At 27.4% G+C, this 20547-nt stretch carries 17 protein-coding genes; 5 read left to right on the top strand and 12 right to left on the bottom strand.

Annotated elements, in window-relative coordinates; genetic code table 4:
• Window positions 1-16: 16 nt before the first annotated feature.
• The 3 genes from JJE79_RS01825 to JJE79_RS01815 all read right to left on the bottom strand — a co-directional run bounded on the left by JJE79_RS01825 (window position 17) and on the right by JJE79_RS01815 (window position 5334).
• Entirely contained in the window at window positions 17-1195 is a 1179-nt protein-coding gene (locus tag JJE79_RS01825) for an AEC family transporter (RefSeq protein ID WP_222926781.1), read from the bottom strand.
• A gap of 296 nt (window positions 1196-1491) precedes the next feature.
• Window positions 1492-3456: an MPN338 family protein gene (locus JJE79_RS01820; protein WP_222926780.1), complete on the bottom strand. Its 1965-nt coding sequence runs from the start codon at window positions 3454-3456 to the stop codon at window positions 1492-1494.
• A 3-nt stretch (window positions 3457-3459) separates the two neighbouring features.
• Window positions 3460-5334: an MPN337 family protein gene (locus JJE79_RS01815; protein WP_222926779.1), complete on the bottom strand. Its 1875-nt coding sequence runs from the start codon at window positions 5332-5334 to the stop codon at window positions 3460-3462.
• 84 nt (window positions 5335-5418) lie between these two features.
• Here JJE79_RS01815 and JJE79_RS01810 point away from each other — a divergent pair, with 84 nt between their 5' ends.
• From JJE79_RS01810 to JJE79_RS01790, 5 genes are read left to right on the top strand one after another with little or no spacing between them, the layout of a single operon-like run.
• Window positions 5419-6402 carry a glycosyltransferase family 2 protein gene (locus JJE79_RS01810; protein WP_255565867.1) on the top strand — a complete coding sequence of 328 codons (984 nt, stop codon included), beginning with the start codon at window positions 5419-5421 and terminating at the stop codon, window positions 6400-6402.
• On the top strand, window positions 6402-7115 hold the full coding sequence (locus JJE79_RS01805) for an RDD family protein (RefSeq protein WP_222926778.1): 714 nt from the start codon (window positions 6402-6404) through the stop codon (window positions 7113-7115). The genes JJE79_RS01810 and JJE79_RS01805 overlap by 1 nt, the downstream gene beginning before the upstream one ends.
• Complete coding sequence (locus JJE79_RS01800; RefSeq protein WP_222926777.1) at window positions 7115-9376, top strand: ATP-dependent helicase; 2262 nt, start codon at window positions 7115-7117, stop codon at window positions 9374-9376. Before JJE79_RS01805 ends, JJE79_RS01800 begins: the two co-directional genes overlap by 1 nt.
• Entirely contained in the window at window positions 9360-9911 is a 552-nt protein-coding gene (locus tag JJE79_RS01795; RefSeq protein WP_222926776.1) for a 5-formyltetrahydrofolate cyclo-ligase, read from the top strand. The genes JJE79_RS01800 and JJE79_RS01795 overlap by 17 nt, the downstream gene beginning before the upstream one ends.
• Window positions 9912-9926: 15 nt before the next feature.
• Window positions 9927-10763, top strand: a complete 837-nt coding sequence (locus JJE79_RS01790) for a TIGR00282 family metallophosphoesterase (protein ID WP_222926775.1) — start codon at window positions 9927-9929, stop codon at window positions 10761-10763.
• Here JJE79_RS01790 and JJE79_RS01785 read toward each other — a convergent pair.
• From JJE79_RS01785 to JJE79_RS01745, 9 genes are all read right to left on the bottom strand, one after another.
• Window positions 10756-11709: an ABC transporter ATP-binding protein gene (locus JJE79_RS01785; protein ID WP_222926774.1), complete on the bottom strand. Its 954-nt coding sequence runs from the start codon at window positions 11707-11709 to the stop codon at window positions 10756-10758. The two genes, JJE79_RS01790 and JJE79_RS01785, sit on opposite strands and share 8 nt — an antisense overlap.
• Entirely contained in the window at window positions 11702-13654 is a 1953-nt protein-coding gene (locus JJE79_RS01780) for an ABC transporter permease (RefSeq protein WP_222926773.1), read from the bottom strand. The genes JJE79_RS01785 and JJE79_RS01780 overlap by 8 nt, the downstream gene beginning before the upstream one ends.
• 62 nt (window positions 13655-13716) lie before the next feature.
• Window positions 13717-16134, bottom strand: a complete 2418-nt coding sequence (gene lon, locus JJE79_RS01775) for an endopeptidase La (protein WP_222926772.1) — start codon at window positions 16132-16134, stop codon at window positions 13717-13719.
• Between the two features lie 106 nt (window positions 16135-16240).
• Window positions 16241-17572, bottom strand: a complete 1332-nt coding sequence (gene tig / locus JJE79_RS01770) for a trigger factor (protein WP_222926771.1) — start codon at window positions 17570-17572, stop codon at window positions 16241-16243.
• Window positions 17573-17648: 76 nt separating this feature from the next.
• Window positions 17649-18491 (bottom strand): DUF3196 family protein, encoded by an 843-nt coding sequence (locus JJE79_RS01765; RefSeq protein WP_222926770.1) that lies wholly within the window; start codon window positions 18489-18491, stop codon window positions 17649-17651.
• Complete coding sequence (locus JJE79_RS01760; RefSeq protein ID WP_222926769.1) at window positions 18478-18954, bottom strand: Fur family transcriptional regulator; 477 nt, start codon at window positions 18952-18954, stop codon at window positions 18478-18480. Before JJE79_RS01760 ends, JJE79_RS01765 begins: the two co-directional genes overlap by 14 nt.
• Window positions 18944-19858 carry a deoxyribonuclease IV gene (locus JJE79_RS01755; RefSeq protein WP_222926768.1) on the bottom strand — a complete coding sequence of 305 codons (915 nt, stop codon included), beginning with the start codon at window positions 19856-19858 and terminating at the stop codon, window positions 18944-18946. The genes JJE79_RS01760 and JJE79_RS01755 overlap by 11 nt, the downstream gene beginning before the upstream one ends.
• 71 nt (window positions 19859-19929) lie before the next feature.
• On the bottom strand, window positions 19930-20229 hold the full coding sequence (gene rpmA, locus JJE79_RS01750; RefSeq protein ID WP_222926767.1) for a 50S ribosomal protein L27: 300 nt from the start codon (window positions 20227-20229) through the stop codon (window positions 19930-19932).
• A 3-nt stretch (window positions 20230-20232) separates the two neighbouring features.
• The gene (locus tag JJE79_RS01745; RefSeq protein ID WP_222926766.1) at window positions 20233-20547 is read right to left on the bottom strand and encodes a ribosomal-processing cysteine protease Prp; all 315 of its coding nucleotides are present in this window, start codon (window positions 20545-20547) and stop codon (window positions 20233-20235) included.

Raw genomic sequence — 20547 nt, 5'->3', positions numbered from 1 at the left:
AATATCCTTAATGTACTTAAATAATTGCACTAAAAGCAACATCACCAATAATAATTCATAAAGGAATAAAAATAATAGCTAGTAATGTTGCAAGTGCTGAACATTGTGAAGCAAATTTTTCGCAAACTTTGTATTGCATTGAATAAGCTACCACAACTGTTGCAGGCGGTGTTGAAGCAAATATCAACATTGGAATTGCTGTAGTTTTACCAATTGATCCACTTCAAACCAGACCCAACATAATTAAGAAAACAATTAATGGAATAATCACTAATTTTTGGAATGAGAATAATCAAACTCACGGGTTTTTAACTGAATCAACCAGTTTAGTTCCAGCTAAAGTAATACCAATTGATAATCAAACTAATGGTGAAGATAAACTACCAATTGTACTAATAGGCTTGTGGAAATATGGCATGGTAACTTTTCAGTTAAATCATCCATTACCATTTTTAGGTAGTACAACAAAGTTTTTGCCAAAATCAGAAGCACCTGGAATTAATTGCGTTAGTCACAACACAATACCTAAGAATGTACAGATAACAATTGGGTTTAATAAAGCAGTTTTAGTTGATTTTGCAATATTTTGCTTATCAAACTTCAATCCTGACATCACCATGAAACATAATGAGTATAAAAATACACGGTATGGAACATTTCAAAGATTAGCAGCAATTACACCATCACTAGGATATAACTCCCTGATAATAGGTAATCCAAAGAAAGTTGTGCTTCCAAAGATTAGCATCATTCACATCACTAACCCTCTTTTTGCAGTATCTTCTTGTTGATTGCTTAATGCTTCAGTATTAACTGAAGCATCTTGAACTGATCCGTTTTGATTTTGGATCTGTAGTTGTGTTTGTTTATTAAATTTCTTAGGTAATAATTTTGGGAAATATTTTACTCATGTTAATGCAATAATATTGAAGACAATATAAAAAGCAAAACCTACTCCTAAAATTACTCCTTCTTCTTTTAATTGTTCAATACTAATATTGCTCATGAATCCTGTTAATGCTAATGCAGGAAGAGCTACTTTTAGTACGATGGAATTTAAAATGCCCTTTCATTCTTGTTTAAAGACTTTCACTTTAACAAGAATGAAGCCGAGCGCAATAATACCAATTGTTGAGATAATAGCTGCTCATAAATCAGTATTACTCAATGTCTTGGATAACGTTTCAGTAATCATTGTTTATATAAAATTATTAATAAAAATTCATAACAGCCCTAAATAGCAATGTAATCAAAGACTTAAATAAAAATTAAGTCAATTAATATACATTTTTTAGGTGATATTTTTGCCCCTCGAAAAGATATTTTAATAAATGTAAAAATAATTCATAAAAATATTTTTTGTATATAATATGTATTTTTTAATTTTTTAAAACAAAAAAATTAATCTAAATAGATTAGTAGCTGTAAAAATAAAAAAAATATTAAGCATCTTTGTTGTGCTTAATATTTGTGAAAACTAATTATTTATCCTTACTTCTTCTTTCTAGTTCTAGATAACTTAAATAAGAAGAAACTAATAATCCCTATTAGCGATGAAATTAAGAACGAGGCAATTGAAATAACAATAATGTTGGTTGTATTAACGCCTTTTTCTGGTTCAGTTACGGCTAAAATCGTAAAGATCATCCCAAAGAAGTTAATAAATCCAATGAATAAAGCAACCACATAAGCAATTACCATCGTTTTACGTTCAAAGTCTTTTTTTAGTAACGCATCTTTTTGTTTAATTGTTGCTACTAAAATATCAATTGATGATTTAATATTAGAAATCTGATCAATTTTTTTAACAATTGATTTTATTGTTGGGATTCCATAAAAATCATCATACCAGTCAAACTTTAAGTTTTCGAGTGCTTCAATTTTTTGACGATAGAATGTTGAGTTCTTAACAATCCGATCGTTATTAAAGTCATATTCAATATCATGATGAATCCACTTACGACTTTCAGAATAAATTAATGCTCAGATGTATAAATCAATTAAATTGTGATCGTCTTTTTTAATAATCACGACATCGCTAGAAGCATTGATGTAACTAATATAATTCTTATTGATTTCAACTTCTGATTGGTTGATGTCTTTAATTAAATTTGGTTTTGATAAATTCGTTAAATGTAGGTTTTTTAGATTCTTCATCAAATCGTTATAAGAAACGATTTGAGTAGTATTAGAATTTAAACCAAAGCGGTGTGGATTGATGACTAATGAATATATTAAGAATAAGTTCGGATTTTGCATCAATAAATCACTAGATGATAAGAACAATTGATCATCACTAACTTTTAATTCTAAAAAGTTAATTGATGTATTAAATGATTCATAATCTTCTGATGATTGCTGGCGACTAACTTCATCAATTAGTTCATTAAAATTATCAATCTTGTTTCATTCAATCTTCTTATGATGTTTTTTCTTATACTTTTCTTTTAAATATTTTGATAACTCAATAAAGTCATTAAAAGGTCTTTGGTCAGGATCGCTTTTAATCTGAGTTGGGTTTTTAAGAATACTTAAAATCAATTCAGGATTATCAGAGTTAAAGTAAGACTTTAACTCTTGATACAATACCAAGTTGATCATCGTTAAATTCATTACTGCATAAAATAAATCATCTTTTAATTGGTTGATTTTATTTTCATCATAGTTTTTATATACTAAGAATTTTTCAGTAATCAAATTGTCCCAGTTACTTTTTAATACTTCATAGCTTAATGATTTTTTATAAATATTTTTATTTAAATTATTTTGTTGTTCACGTTCGTTTTTCTTATCAAAATTTGATAAGAAATCATCATTATCAATGATTGATAATAAATTGTTTAATGATAATGGATAAAGTTGTTTGAAAATAAAATATCTAACCAATGAAACTAGATAAATTTTTTCATAAATCATCTCATCATTAAGATCTTGTTCATCAAGATCAACTAGTTCAAAACTGAATGAACCAGATAAAATTTTATTTTCTTCATTTAAATAAAATCATAAGTTGATTCGGTGGGCGTATTGGTATAGATAACTATCCTTATTAACATCAATGTAGTAGTTATAACGTCTTTCTTGATAAGTTTCATTAGCCAGTTCATTGATCGAACTTTCTTTTTCAGAGATATAAAGTGGTTCGTGGAATTGGTCGTAATTTATGATTTTAAAAAAATCATAATCAGCTGAACCTGTTTTTGAAACAATCTTTTTTAATGCTAAATTTAGCATTAATTTAATGCGATCTTTTCTTGTTAAATCATCTAGTTCTTTTAGTTTTTCTAATTCATCACTATCTAGTTGGTTTTTGATTTTAGGTAAGATTTTATTAACAAAATACTTATTGGGGTGTTGTTGTAAACTGTTAAAAAACTTGACATTAACATTGTCAATATAAAAAGGATAAGTTGTGCTAATGTTTAATTTTTCTAAGTTTTTTTTAATAGAATCCATAACCTAATTTTTGTTCTTTTTATTTTTAAAATGTCTTTTAAAGACATTGATTGTCAAGATGATTAATAAAACCGTTGCTAAAAACGAACCAGCTGCAATAACAATAATACTTGCAATGTTTTTTGAAGAGATTTCAGCATCTTCTTGTTTAACTGGAAGGATTGAAAAGATCGTTGTTAAAAAATCCATTAAACCAAATAAAAATGCAGTAATAATCCCTAATAATAAGTAACGCCGTTCTTTGGATTTTCCATACATCTGATCATCACGATTAATCGTTTTAATAAATTGATTAATCGTGTTGTCAAAATCATTGTATTGCATTAATTTATTAAGCACGATCTCGATATTACCCAAACCATAAATTTGTTTTAGTGTGTAGTATTTTAACTGATTTAGTTCATTTAATAACTCACGCATGATTTGCGGTTGATCATTCTTTTGTTGATAAAAAGCATTAGAAATACTTAAATATTTCGATTCATATAAATGATCATATATCAATGCTCAGTTATAAATTTCAAATAAATTGAGGTTTTCAAAAAAACTTTTAATAATTAAAAAATCTTTATTTGGATTAATAAAACATTCATAGTTTTGGTTTAATTCACATAAAACTGCATCATGTTTTTTTTGATAATCAGATTGGTCGTTAACATTAAATTGTTCACAAGTTTTATATAAAACTTCCAAACTGGTATTCATATAATTCTTGGTATCTAAACCAAAAATTTCAGGATACATCAACATCAAAACAATAATTTGATAATTATCTAAATGTTTATCTTTTAATAAAATCTCGAAATTTAAAATCTGATCTGATAATGATTTTTCTTCAAACTCATACAGTTCATAAAATTCATTAATCAAATCAAGAGCATCTTCTAAACTTTCAACTTCTTCTTGTTGAATATTAAGTTCGTGGTTAAAGAAATACTTACTATTAATGTAATTAAATAGATTTAAAAAATCTAATTCAGCATAAGCATTAGACTTTACATTACTTAAATTAGTTTTTCTTTGAATGAAATCTAAAAAGCTTACTGGTTTATTTGATTGAAAGAATGCTTTTAAATCTTCATAAATCATTAAAATAATGAAATTTAAAATATTGATTGAATAAAAAAATTCTTCATGATCAATATTTAATTCATTATTTTCATCAAGGTTTTTTAAAGATTTAACAAATTGGTTTTTTAATTTTGAAGATAGATAAAACGAGTTATCTTGTTTGTTAATTGCTAAATCTTCGAATAAACGAATTTGGCTTCTTAATGAGTTGTTAGCTAAATGTTCTTTTAAGAAGTTTTTTGCGAAAAAATTGCGATAAACTTGTTTTAAAAAATTATTAAAATCAACTTCAGAAGATTGTTTAAAAAATACAAAGTTTCCTGAAATTATTTTATTAATTTCATCAAACATTAAATTAATTTGGATCTTGTCACAATACTGATTTAAATAAGAATAATCTTTAACATATAATTCAAAAACAAATCGTAAGTCTTGTGACTGGTTTGCTTCGATTTCAAAATCATTATTAATATGAGTGATGTTTACAAAAAACGGTTCACCATATTCATCATGACGAATCACATCAAAATGATTTAATGCATTTGTTCCGATAATACTGTTAATTTTTTTTAAAGAAAAATTAACAATATCACCAATTGATTCTTCATTTAATAATGACTGAACATCAAAAAAATCTTCATTATTGGCTTTTAGTAATTTGTAATTATTTTTAGAGATTTTTGATGATGATTCGTTAAATAAATTGGAATCTAAAAAAGTTTTATTAATTTGTTGGATGTTGAAATTAACGATATTTTTAATATCGAATACGAATTTTTTCTCACCATTAAACTTCATAAGATCCATAAATAATCAAAAATATTATAACTAACTTATTAATAAAACCACTTAATAAAACTAGTTTTATTATGTTATATAATAAATAGAATTATGTCAAAAATTTCAATCATTTATTATCTTAGCCAAGAGATTATCAATTTAAAAACTTCTTTAAACTCTTTATTCAACATTAACAATCTCAAAGATCATGAGCTAATCTTTGTCAATGATGATGTTAATGAAAATGTGATTAAAATTTGACAAACAGAATTAAGCAAGTATCCTGATTTAGATTATCAAATTGTTAATGTTTCACAATCACTAGGAATGGGTGAAGCTTTTAATCTAGGTATTCAGTTAGCTAGTGGCGAATATACTTTATTAACCAACCAATTAGTTACTTTTAAACCAGCTATTCTTGATGACTTAAATAATGTTATCAAAGAACTAAATAACGAAGTTGATGTTATTAATTTCTTAATTGACGAACCTTCTTTTTATGATGTTAAAAAAGAAATTGCTGATGCTAAAAATAACAATTTAGAAATCTATGAAACTTTTAATAAAAGTTTAATTTTAAAATCATCACTTAATTTTTATGACAAACTATTTAAAACTAAATTATTAGTTGATGAAAAAATTAAGTTTAATACAACTCACTACCAACCAGGTATTTTTGTATTAAAAGTTTATGGCAAGGCTAAAAAATGTGTGTTGTTCAAAAAAGTAGCAGCTAAGCGTAGAAAAGAAATCAGCTTAGGTAACAACATTTATGACATCTTGTTTCAAATCAACCAGTTTGATCACCTTAAAAAAGTTAATGAATGAAATGATAAATACCAAGCTGAATTAGAATTTGCTGCTGTTATTACAACTTATTATCACTTCATTTCATTATTATTAACTTCAAACTTCTCAGATTACAACAAACGTAACGCAATTAAAATTACTCACGAATTGTTGTTAAGATTTTATCCAAAATACGAAAAGAACAAATACCTTCAAGAAATTTCAGATCCTTTATGAAAAGATTATTTCTTGAAGTTTAAACCTAAATTATCTTGAATTCAAACAAAATTTAATGATAGTAAATAATGGATGTTATCTTTTATAACCAACAAAAAAACATTAAAGAAAAATACGAACCAGCAAAAGCATCTTTAAGAATTTTTGCTGGTTTGTTTGATTTATTTTTTGTTAGTTTAATTACTTTTGGTGTTAATTATTTAATTAATTTCTTATTTGATAAATATTGAACTGATTATTTGATTAGCGTCTTTTTTATTGTTGTAGCAATCAATACTTTTATTTTATTTAGCTTATATTTTGTTTTAATTCCTTATTTAACTAAGGGTAAAACGTTATTTCGTTTAGCTTTTAAGATTCAACTAATTGAGCGACAAGAATACAAAAAATATATTGGTCATTTGTTCTTGCATAATTTATTAATTTACGGATTGTTGGTTGGCATTATCTTATTGATGGGAATAAGTTTATTTGCATTTGATAAGAAAGAACAAATTAGGATTACTAATTTGTTCTTGGTAATTAACATCTTAAATCAACCAATTCATATCATTATTTTTATTAGTATTTTTAGAGGGTTTTATTCAATTTATGCATTAATTTTATTCATTATTTTTGCTTCAATCATCGTACGTTCTAAAAAAATTGCACTGCATGATTCAATAGCGCATTTAGTGATGATTGATTTAAAAACTAAAGTTGATTTAATTAAAATTAATGAACCAATTACACCAAGCAAAATTGAAATAAATCTACCAGGTAATTTTGAGATCGAATCATAATGAATAACTATCTAAAAGGTTTAAATAAACAACAATATGAAATTGTGACTAGTGACTTAGTTCCGCTTTTTGTCGTAGCAGGAGCTGGCACTGGTAAAACTAAGGTTTTAACTTCACGAATTGCTTTTTTAATTGAGCATTTCAATATTCCTGAACATAAAATTTTAGCCATCACTTTTACTAACAAAGCTGCTAAAGAAATGCACCATCGTTTGTTAGGGCTTTTAAATAAAGAAAAAGTAAAGGTTAATTTTAAAACCTTCCATGGTTTTTGTGCTCAAGTATTAAGAGAAGAAGTTCATAGCATTGAAGGATTAGATCCAAAATTCAATATTCTGGACGAAGTTGATCAATCAAAAATCATTGATGATTTATTAAAATCTGAAAAATACCAACACTATTATGCTTATTATTCTGATTTCAAAAGAACCAGAATAATGTCAGTAATCAATGATGCTAAAACCTATAATTTAACAATCCGTCAATTCTTAAAATCTGATGTAAATAAATTAGGTGAAAATTACATTTTCATACCAGCAGTGCTTGAAGCACTTGATCGTTTTTATCATGATTATCAAAAAGCATTAATTGAATTAAATGCAATCGATTTTAATGACTTATTAAATGTTACTTATAAGTTGTTTAATGAAAACCAATTAGTTTTAAAGAAGTGGCAAAATCGATATGAAGCAATTTTAGTTGATGAGTTCCAAGATACTAATGAAATTCAATATAAAATTGTTAAATTATTAAGAGAAAAAAACCATAACTTTTTATTAGTAGGTGATCCTGATCAATCAATCTACGGTTGACGTGGTGCTAGTAGTGAAATTGGTGATTCAATTAGTGAAGATTTTATTGATTTAAATATTAAATATTTAACGCAAAATTATCGTTCAAAACAAGCAATTTTAAATCTAGCAAATGAGGCAATTAAACATAACAATAGCCGTTATTTTAAATCTTTAATTTCTTATGATTTAACTGATTTAGGTAATAAACCTAAATGAGTTCATTTTTATAACACTGATTATCAAAACCGTTTTGTTATTGAACAAATTAAAGAAATGGTCGATTCAAAAAAATGTTCATACTCAGATTTTGCAATCTTATATCGAACCAATTTTAGTTCATTAACATTAGAAAAATTAATTAAAGAAAATCGTATTCCATATGAAATTTATGGTGGTTATAAATTCTTTTTAAGAAAAGAAATTAAGGACTTAATTGCTTATCTAAAATTAGTTGATACAAACGATGATATTGCTTTTGAACGAATTATCAATACACCAAAAAGATCAATCGGTGAAAGTGCGTTAGCTGAAATCAAGCAAGTTGCGCAAAAAAGAAATATCACACAATTTGAAGCATTAAATTATTTAGATGAAACTAACTTAAAAACGAATGCTAAAAATAATGTCAATAAGTTTAAAAAACTTATTGAAAGTTTAAGAGACCAACAAGATAGTTTGACTCCATCTAAAACATTAAAAATCATAATTGGTCAAACTAACTATCAAGATTTTATTGCTGAACCTTCTAAGATCAATGCTGTTAATGAGTTTTCTGATTTCATCTTGAATTATGAAAAAGAATACCAACAAGAAAGTAATGAATTATTAACAATCAACGATTTTATTGAAAATTTAGCATTAGAAAGTGATATTGACAGCAATCAAAATATCAAGAATAAAAACGCACTAAAATTAATGACTATTCATAGTGCTAAGGGTTTAGAATTTGAAAATGTTTTCATCATTAATATGAATGAAAACATTATGCCAAGTTCAAGAGCAATCAATGCGTTTAATTCCAAAGAAAAAATTGCAGAAGAACGCAGAATTGCATATGTTGCTTACACTCGTGCTAAAAAGCAATTATGAATTTGTTCGCATCAAGATCGCGAACAACGAACTGGCGATCAATATCTTCCTTCAAGATTTTTAAATGAAATTAGTGATGATGTAGTTGATAAACAAGATAATTCAAAAATCATAACTAAACGCTATGATTTTTTAACCGATGAAGATGGTTGGTATGATAGCAAGAAAAATTCATCAACTCTTAACGCATGAAACTCAACTCAAAGTGAAGAGCACGATTATTTTATTAGTGAAGTAATTTATCACAAAATCTTTGGTGAAGGTATTGTTAGAGAAATTAATGACTCAACAATTAAAGTAACTTTTAAAGATAAAAAAGCAGGCACGCAAGAGATCTTAAAAAATCATAAATTGATTAGTTATGCAAAGCCAGAATAATAACTTAATAAGAACTAAAATATTAGAACAATTAAAAGCGTTTGCTAACACAGATCAAAAGCCAAAACTTGATCAGTTATTAACTAATCAAGTCTATGATTTTATTAACCAAAATCAATATAGAAAAATCGGGATTTTTAGTAACTTATTTTATGAATTTGATACAAGTTCTTTAATAAAGAAATTATTAGCTAATCAATATCAAGTTTTTTTACCAAGAATTGAACAAAATGATGAAATGAATTTTTATCAAATTCAAGATTTTAACTTTTTGTATGATCAAAAATTTAAAATCAAACAGCCAATTGCTGACATTAAATCATTAAATAATGATTTAGATTTATTTATCGTTCCATCAGTTAGCATTAATAACAAAAACATTCGCCTAGGTCATGGTGGTGGATATTATGATCGATTTTTTGCTAAATTAAAATCCAAAAATTATAAAATATCAATAGCTTATGATTTTATGTTAAATGATGAATTTGACATCGACCAATTTGATACAAAAATTGATCGTATTTTTTTAATATAAATCATTATTAATAATATGAAGATTCTTTTTTTAGGTGATATCTTTGGTTTAAATGGTAGAAAGATCATCAAAAAACACTTGAAATCATTGATCAAAAATTATGCAGTTGATTATGTGATAGCAAACGCTGAAAACTGCACGCACGGTAAAGGGTTATCTAAACAACACTATAACGAATTGATGAGTTATGGCATTGATTTTTTTACAATGGGGAACCACACCTGGGCTAAAAAAGAAGTTTTTGACATCCTTAAAACAAAAGATAATATCGTTCGACCATACAACTTAGATCCAAGTTTTCAGTATGCTAATGTTGGTGTGGGAACAAATGTTGTTAAAGTTAAAAATAAAACAATCAGAATTACCAATTTGTTAGGTGAAGCTGTTAAATTAAACTTTAGTTTAACCAATCCATTTCATGATTTAAATAAGATTGTTGAAAATGATCAATCTGATTTGCATATTGTTGATTTTCACGCCGAAACAACAAGTGAAAAAAATGCCTTAGGCGTTTATTTTGACGGTAGAGTTTCAGCAATCCTTGGAACTCACACCCACATTCCAACAGCCGATTTAAGAATCACGCCAAGAAAAATGGTTTATGTTACTGATGTTGGTTTGTGTGGTCCTGGGTTTGGTAGTGTTATTGGGGCAAGAGCACAAAATGCAATCATCAAATTCTTAGATCATAATGAACGTTTTAGACTAGAAGTATCTCCATTAGGAGCGCAATTAAATGCAATTCTAATGGAATTTGATGACAAAACAAATAAAGCAATTCATACTGAAAGAATTCAAATTCTAGAAGATGATGACGTTGCTTATTTAGAAGAAAATTTTAATACTATTTAGCAGTTTGAACTGAACCCACTTTAATATAGTGTTCATAGATTTCATTGATTGAAAATATGTGTTTAGCAAAATGATAAATTGTGTTTTTTTCTAAAACTAAATCATGCAATAAATCATTAGCAATAATTTCATTTTCTAAATACAGATAAAATTCTTCGTTTTTTTCGTTAAATATTCAATTAATTTTTGCTTGATTAAAGATTTTTTTAGCAGCAGATATGTCTTTAACTTTTAAGACATATTTTTTATCGTTCAATCCATTTTTATTAATTTCATCCAACTCACCACTAAAAACAACTTTACCACCATCAAGAATGGTAATGCTATTAGCATACTGATCAACTTCGGTTAATACATGAGACGAAATGAAGATTGAAGTTTTATCTTTGATTTGCAATTCTTTAATAAAATTCAAGAATTCAATTCTAGCTTTTGGATCTAAGTTAGCAGTTGGTTCGTCTAGGATTAATAATTCAGGATTAGTTAATAATGCTTGAATTAAAATAATCTTTTTCTTTTGACCTGATGAAAATTTATTAGGATTAGCATCAGCTAATTTAATCATATTAAACTCATTGAGTTTTTTGATAATTAATTCTTTAGCTTGATTTTTATTTAAACCTGACAATCGTCCCATTCAAGTTAAATATTCAAGTGTAGTTAAAGTGTTAGGAAATCTGGAAATTTCAGGAACATAACCAATACATTTTCTAGATTGGGGAATTTCACTATCTATACCCTTAATTAAGATCTTTCCACTAGTTTTTTTAAATGCACCAATTATTGTTTTAATTGTTGTTGTTTTACCAGCGCCATTAGCACCAATAAAAACATGATATTGGTTCTTTTTTACCGTAAAATTTAACTTATTTATAACTGGTGGTTGTTTTTTCTTAAACTGTTTTGTTAAGTCAAAAACTTCTAAAATATTTTCGTTATTAAGCATAATCTTTTGAATAATATAAAACTGCTGAAATTCCTAATAATGATGCTGAAATTGCAATCATCACAATCACAATAATTCAAGGATTTATGATTGGTAATCTTTGTGCTTCAAAGACATCATTAATTTGATCATCCCTGATTAAATTAAATTTAAGATTAACATAGTATGGTTGTTTTTTATTATCGTTTTCAATCTCTTGTCTAATTCGATCAGTGCTTATAATTCCGCCTAAATATAATGCTAAGTAGTTACTAAAAATACGGTGATAAAATAACAACTTAAAGTTTTGAACACTTAAATTTTTAAAAGAATTAATGTCAATGTAATTATTAAGAATTAAACTAGCTGCTGGTGGAATGTAATTTTTAAATTCTTCATAATTATCAGCATCAGGAATATTCTTAAATAATGTATCTTTTGCATCAATAGTTTTTTTGTAATTAGCTAAATTCTTACTAAGAATTGTTAAATCATTGGTATCAGACAAAGCATAAAAGGTTTCAACTCTTCTTTTAAACACAGCTCTGGCTGCTTCTTTATTTGATAAACCTTGTGTATTATCAACAGCTTTAATGAATTTATACATCAAGTTTGGTGTTCTGAATAATTCGTTTAATAATGAAATATCAGAAGAAAACTCACGCATTAAGGTTTTTTTGGTTTCTTCAGTATTTTCATATTCCATCATGCTGTATTTTTCTACCATTTCAGATATGATAGCTTCAATTGATTTTTGTTGGCTATTATCTGTTGAAGTATAAACTTCATCATAAAAATGATTAAATAAATTAGTTAAAATTTCATCTTCATTATACTGGTTTGGATATAAATCATAACTAGCATTTTCAGTTTTATAATTATTAGTTTGTTCATCTAAATAACTATAAGTAGGTGGAATAATCGCTCTGATTTGTCCTGTGTTCTTATTAGGATCTGGATTAGTTAAAAAAGCTTTATATCTGGTTAAATTAAACGCACCAGTTTTTGATGATGTTGGAATATATAAATCAACATTATGAAACTCATTAGGATTAAAAACTTTTTCGAATTTATATTTAGTATTTAATGCTAAGAAGTTAATTGAGCTATTTTTATCTGGCGATAAACTTTGTAGGTTATAAATAGAATTAACCGCATTACCTAAATTAATGTAGTAAGAATTATTATAAAAGCTTTGTGTTTCAGCTCATTCGTATAATTCTTTAATTGATTGATTGTTTGAATTGCTTTCATTTGGATTAGCTTGATAAACTATCAGCTTTGCTGATGGTTTATTGCTATTAGATCTTTTTTTGGTTTGAATTTCAACATCGTTTAATAAGATGTTTTTTGTTCTTAAAATTGTTGATGGTCGATCAAAAAATAGTTGTGATAAAGGGGTTTGGAAATTTAATAAAAATGTGGCTAAAAAAACAGTTACAATTGTGCTATTTTTTGATAATCCGAATGAAATTAAGATTGAAAGCGAACCAAAAAATAACGAATTAATGAATGTTCCAATAAAAATACCAAGCATTAAATCAGCCATGTTTTCTTCACTTAATAATGGATTGATTTTGGCAATTAAACCCATTAATGAAATCAAGAAACTGAATATTAGTGATACCAAAAATAAGACTAAGTATTTGGCTGATACATAGATTTTTCTTGATACAGGTTTAGCAATAATAATAAGCTCTGTACCATCGCTTTCACCTTGTTTAAATAAAAACATCGCTAACATAATGCCAAAAATTGAAGCAACTGGCACTATGAAAGTTGAAATCTTGATAACAGGATTATTTCAATATTCAGTCGATGAAATTCTTTGTACTAAAGGAAAGATCAAAAGTATCACAAGCAACATTAAAAAATAAACAAAAAATGTCGCTCAAACAAATGGTTTTTTAACGATTTGACGCATTAAAAAACTAAAATAAACATAAAATTGTCTTTGTTTTGTCATTATTAAACAAAAAATAAAGCTTGGTTTTAACAAGCTTTATTTTAATTTATTTAAGCGATTATTTAACCGAAAATTTTATCGTAAATTTCTCTGTAATGTTTAACAGGAATGATCTCTAAATCTTTTAAGATTTCTTTTGGAACTTCGTCTAAATAACGTTCATTTTTTTCTGGTAAGAAGATCGTTCTAACCCCACCACGGTGAGCTGAAATTGTTTTTTCTTTTACCCCACCAATAGGCAATACTTTACCACGTAAAGTAATTTCACCAGTCATCGCAATTGAAGGACTAACTTTTTTAGAAGTAAATGCTGAAATAATTGCAGTTGTTAATGCTGTTCCAGCACTTGGACCATCTTTTGGAATACCACCGCTTGGAACGTGAATGTGGATATCTACTTTTTGGAAGATGTCCGTATCAATACCAAATTCAGTAGCATTTGCTTTTACATAACCCAAGGCAACATTAGCAGATTCTTTCATGGTTTCTTTTAAGTTACCTGTAATCACAACATTACCCTTACCACCTTGTGCTAAACTTACTTCGATTGGTAATAAGTCACCACCATATTGGGTGTAAGCCATTCCATTAACAATTCCAGGAATTGTTTGTTCATCTTTTTGGGTGTAGTCAAACACTTCTTTTTTCAAGTAGTGTTTTACTTCTGGAATATCAATGGTTTGTGATTTTAAACTCTTACTTCTTAAACTTGCTACTAAGAATTTACGAACAATTTGTTTTAAAACACGTTCAAGACTTCTTACACCAGCTTCTTTGGTAAAGTGTTTGATAATGTGCATAATTCCAGCATCAGTGAAGTCTAATTCTTCTTTGGTTAATTCGGCTTCTTTAAGTGCTCTTGGAACTAAATAATTCTTAGCGATTGATAGCTTTTCATGTTCAGTGTATGAAGTTAATTCAATGATCTCCATTCTGTCATATAAAGCTTCTGGAATACCTTCAACATAGTTAGCAGTTGCCACGAACATTACATTTGATAGATCATAATCTTCTTCAATGTAATTATCGTTAAACTTATCGTTTAATTCAGGGTCTAAAACTTCTAGTAATGCTGCTGTTGGATCTCCGTGATTTTGAGATTGACCCATCTTATCAATTTCATCTAATAAGAATAATGGGTTAGTTACACCTGCTTTTTTCATACCTTTGATGATACGACCAGGCATTGAACCAACATAAGTGCGACGGTGACCACGGATTTCAGATTCATCATGAACCCCACCCAGTGAGATCTTCACAAATTCTTTATTTAGTGCTTCTGCAATTGATTTAACTAATGACGATTTACCAACCCCAGGAGGACCTACTAAACACATAATTGGTCCTTTGGTTTTCTTAGTGCGCATTGCTAGCGCTAAGTATTCAATAATCTTTTCTTTAACCTTAGATAAACCATAGTGGTTTTCATCTAATGTTTTGGTTACTTTATCAATTTGGAAGTTATTATCTTTAACTTGTCATCATGGTAAATTTACCAATCAATCAAGATAAGTTTTAATTACATTTGCTTCTTGCGATAAAGGAGCTGTTGATTCATAACGATCGATTTCAGAAATAATACGATCTTTGATGTGTTGTGGGTATGGGTTGTTAGCAACCTTAGCTCTGATGTTATCAACATCATCTTCACGATTAGAAATATCACCTAATTCTTCTTTAATTGTTTTTAATTTTTCACGTAGGTAATATTCATTTTGTTGCTTAGTTAATTGATTCTTCATCTTGAGATCAATCATTTTTTCAATTTGTTTGATCTCTTCATTACGTTCAGAATTCTTGATGTTTGTACGGTTTTTTCTTCAGAACTTAAAGTATAGTTCAAAACGTTCTTTAATATCGTCTTGTTCTAAGATTGCTTGTTGGTTGTGTTCAGATAATAAATTGTAACCTAAACTAGAATTAGCATTAGCAGCTAAATTTAATGAAATACGGTCTAGTTCTTTGCTGGTTAAACTTGCTTTTGATAATTTCTTAAAATCATCTTTATCTAAAATTCCTTCTTTTTGAATTGTTTCACACAATTCTTTAGCTGGAACTGATAGGGTTGATTTGCAAACACTATAACCAACAGGTTCAATGTATTCTTCTAGTGAAACATTTTTTAAGTTAGTTGTATTAATTTTGATACGTTCTAGCGCACGAATTGATACTTCATAAGTTATGTCGCCAGTATCTCGGTCAACTTCTTCGTGAATCTTAGTAATTTCACAAAGCGTTCCGTATTTATAAATATCACTAACAGTTGGTTTGTCGATTGAATCGTTCTTTTGAACGACAACTAAAATCTTGGCAACATCATTACTAGATTTTGATTTGCTATCATTTTCTTCTTTAATCTTTTTAATAATATTTACTGAACGCGAGCGTCCAATATTCAAAACATAGTTGTTATAAGGAAAAACAACCATCTTTCTTGATATTAATAATGGTGCTTTTAATGAGCCTTTTGCTGTTGCCATATCTTAGTGTTTTTAATTCCTTTCAAATGAGAACCAATTTGAATAATAATAAATTATAACATGAAAATTAGCACTCATTATTATTAAGTGCTAATTTTTTGATATTTTATTTTTTAAGGTTTTGTTTGATGACTAATTCTACAACTTTTTTATTAAGAATTAGTGATTCGAACATCTCTTTTTGGCTTTCTAAATATTTCTTTAAAGCCTCTGATTGAGCCGCTTCTAGCTCTCTACCACCACCAACTAATTTAATTTGTTCTTCAATTTCTTCGTTGATTTCAGCTTCACTAACTTCAACTTTTTCAACTGATGAAATTTTTTCTAAAACTAAAACTAATTTAATTGTTTTAGTTGCTTCTTCTGTTAGACGGTTAAGTAGTTGTTCTTTTGTTAAATTTTGTAATTTAAGAGCGTCTTCAATAGTCATTTTTAATTGACCCATTTGTTGAGCAAATTGTTGGTATAAACGTTCAACTTCCGGATCTAATAAAGCTTTTGGCATGTGAGAGAATTGACACTTGCTGTTAGCAAATTCATTTAATAGCATAGTGTTCATTTGTCTTGTGTGTTCAGCTTTATTGCGGTGAATTCTTGCTTTAATATCAGTTTTAGCTTCTTCTAATGTTTTGTAAGAAGTTTTCATTAATTCGTTGATTTTTTCAACAGTCATTTCAGGTAATTTAACTTCTTTAATAGCATTTAGCTTAACTTTGAATAAAACTGGTTTGTCAGCATATTCTTTAACATGATAATCAGCAGGGAATTTAAGGTGTAAATCACGTTTTTCATTAACCTTCATACCAACCATTTGATCTTCAAATCCTGGAATGAATGAGTTTGAACCGATTTCTAATTCGTAGTTTTTTGCTTTACCACCTTCAAACGCTTTGCCATCGATTTCACCAGAAAAATCTAAGAAGGCAATATCACCTTTTTGTAAAGTTGATCCTTCTGCTTTTTCTACTACTGTGCTATCTGTTTTTGAAATTCTAGTAATTTCAGCTTGCACTTCTTCTTCGCTAACTTCTTTAAACTCAATGAAGCCATCGATTGATTTGTAATCACCTAATGTTACTTCTGGAACTGTTTCAAAAATGTAAGCAAGAACTAATTTATCATCGCTTAATTCAGTAACTTCAACTTCTGGACGAAGTTCAATAACTGTATCAGATTCACCAAGCTTTTCTTGTTTAACTAATTCTAAGTAAATCGGGTTAGTTAAACTATTGATTGCTTTATCAAAAATACTTGCTTGATTAACGTACTTAATCGCTTCATCATAAGGCACATGTCCTTTTCTGAATCCTTGAAGTTTTACATTTTTAACAGCAGCTTTAACCTTTTTAGTATAAGCATCATTTCAAGTTTTTTGATCAACATCTAATAAATATTTAACTTTGTGATCAGCATTTGTCTTTTCGCGAATTTTAAACATGACTATTTTGGTTTATCAACGATATTTTCTATTTTATATACTCTTATAATTTTACAATAACAAATATTATTAATTATTAATTAATAGTGTTATGAATCAAATCATAAATGATTGGATCAATTTTATGATTTGGTTTTTGGTTGTCAAAGCAATTTTTGACATACTGAATAATTCCAGTGCTTAATTCTTTTGGTTTAGCCAAGTCGCAATAACTTGGATAATATTCAAGCATGATGTTATTTACAATTTCACCAGCCAATTGGTCTTTTGATGGATCTTTATAAAAATGCGTTTCAATATCATCTAATACTGCATTGAAATAGTTTTCGGTTCCATCAGATCAGATGTTATCTTTTGTTAATTTAACATCAAAGTTTTGTTTAAGTTTATTGTTATAAACTTTGAATTCTAAATCATGAAAAGCTTCGATATTTTGCAGTAATTGAGCTGCCATTAATTTAGATGCATTATCATAGGTTTTAGCAATAAAAATTGGGCGAAAAAATTCGAAATCATCACTTTCTCAATAATCAGAATTTTTAGTAGCTAAATAATCAAAATATCATAAATTATCGGAAAAATTGATAATTGTTTTATTTATCAATTCTTGTTTTTCTAGCTTTTCTAATCAATCAAATTCACTTTCATACATCTTACGTTTAATTAAATATGAAGCTTGAACAAAATACTTAATTAAATCAAAAGGTAGATAGTCTGTATCTAATTCTTCTTGAACAGCACTTAAAGCTTTTTTAAAAGCTTTTTTATGTACATCTTGATTGATTAGTTCTAATAATGAAATGTAAAACTTTTTGCTTTCATCACCAGAAATATCCTTATCATTTTTTAAATGATTAATGATCTCATCAATACTATTAAAATTCAATTCTGAATCGTTAATTAAATTATTTGGTTTCATCGTTTTTATGCGTTATTATGTTGTCTTTACATTCGCCTGAAACTACAATGTAATATTGCGGATGTTTGATTTTTAGTTTATTGAAATAAGCAACTAATGATTTGTTAATTTCTTCTGGAATTACTAGTGTATTTAGATCTTTATTTTGATTAGCTGCTGTATTGATGAAATAAATATGTTCATGATGTTCATGCTTGATTGTGTAATAGCGCTTTAAATCATGAGAAGTATTTAAAAAAGAATCAACAATATTTAGTTGAATGAATGTTTGCAAAACATTATAGATTGAAGCAATATTTGGTTTTTTATTGGTTTTTTGTTCAATGTGATCAATAATGTCTTCAATTGAATGATAATCTGAACTGTCTAATAAACATTCTAATACCAATCTTCTTGGACTAGTAATGCGATATTTATTGTCATTCAAGATTTTTAAATAGTTATCTAGTTGATTATTTTTCATCTTTGTTTATTAAATTATCAATAAATCTTTTTTGATTTATCATTTGAATTTCTTCTTTATATAAAGGTCGTTCACCCAGTTTTTCATCATCAATTCATGGAGTTTCAAGAATGATGATTTTGTCACAAATTTTGTCATGATAAATAAAGTTAATTAAATTATCAAAACCAATCATTCCATAACCTAAATTAGCGTGACGGTCTTTCTTAGAACCCTTGGGATTTTTTGAATCATTTAAATGAATAACATATAGGTATTCTAAACCAATCACACGATCAAATTCAGCAATAATTCCTTCTGTATCTGATAAATCATAACCAGCATCATGAACGTGACATGTATCAAAACAAACACCAATTCTTGATTTATCTTCTATCAAATCAATTACCTGTTTGATGTCTTCAAATTTTGAACAAATTTGCTGACCTTTATCAGCCATGGTTTCTAAACAAATAATTGTATCTTTGGTTTGTGATATGGCGTTATTTAATTCATTCGCTAAATGATGAATTGCTTCATTTTTATCTTTAACATTTAAAGCAGAACCAGGGTGTAAGACAAAATATTTTGCACCTAACTCGTATGTTCTTCTTAGTTCATCAACAAAAAAATCAAAACTTCTTTTTCTTTTATCTTTGTCGCCGTTAGCTAAATTAATTAAATAAGGGGCATGAACAACATAGTTATCACCCAAATCAGCTAAATTATTATTAGCTAAATATTCACGAGCTTCTTTTAACTTAAATTCAGAAGTAGGAACTCTTCTAAAATTCTGGGGCGGACCACTATAAAACATAAAACTTGTTGCATTATAATCAACAACAGTTTTAACCATATCTAACATAAAATTAGGTCGTTTAGCACCAACAAAACATCCCAAATATTTAATCTTTTTTTTAGTCATATAAATAAAAAAACCATATAGGTTTTATTAATTTCCCTACTGGTTTTAGATTTTAATTTTTTGTTTAAAAATTACTTAGATTGTTCAACAACAACACTAACTTTGGTTTTATTACCCATGAATTTAGTGTATCTTACTACACCATTAGCTAGCGCAAATAATGTGTCGTCTTTACCTTGGCCTACATTTTTACCAGGTCAGATTTTGTTACCTCTTTGACGGTAAATAATTTGACCAGTTTTTGCTTGTTGACCATCAGCAATTTTAGCACCTAAAAATTTCGGGTTTGAATCACGTCCGTTTTTAGTTGACCCTACACCTTTTTTAGAAGCAAAAAATTGTAGGTCTAATTGAAATCAGATTTTTTTCATAGCTTATTTTCCTGTTACGATTTTGTTTGTTTCATCAATAATTTTGATGTTTTTATCATAGACTTTAGCAATCACTCATAATTGAGTTTTCATGACATTGATTGCTGTTAGGTTTTTTAAATTTACTTCTAATAATTCTAAGAAGATTAAGCTGTTTTCATCATCTTTAACAATCTTAACTTCATTCTGTTCGAAGTAATTAATCCCACCAAAAACAATCGCACTAACTCCAGCACATACGATGTCGTGACCAGGATTATCAAAAAAAGCGTGGCCTTCGATTTTTATCGCACTTGCGTACAAAGTTATGTGAATCAT

Origin of the sequence: Mycoplasma sp. E35C (genome assembly GCF_019873825.1) — a bacterium.
Lineage (GTDB): Bacteria > Bacillota_I > Bacilli_A > Mycoplasmatales > Mycoplasmoidaceae > Mycoplasmoides.
Note: the sequence above shows the minus strand (reverse complement) of the source record. Positions and strands in the feature narration are given on the sequence as shown.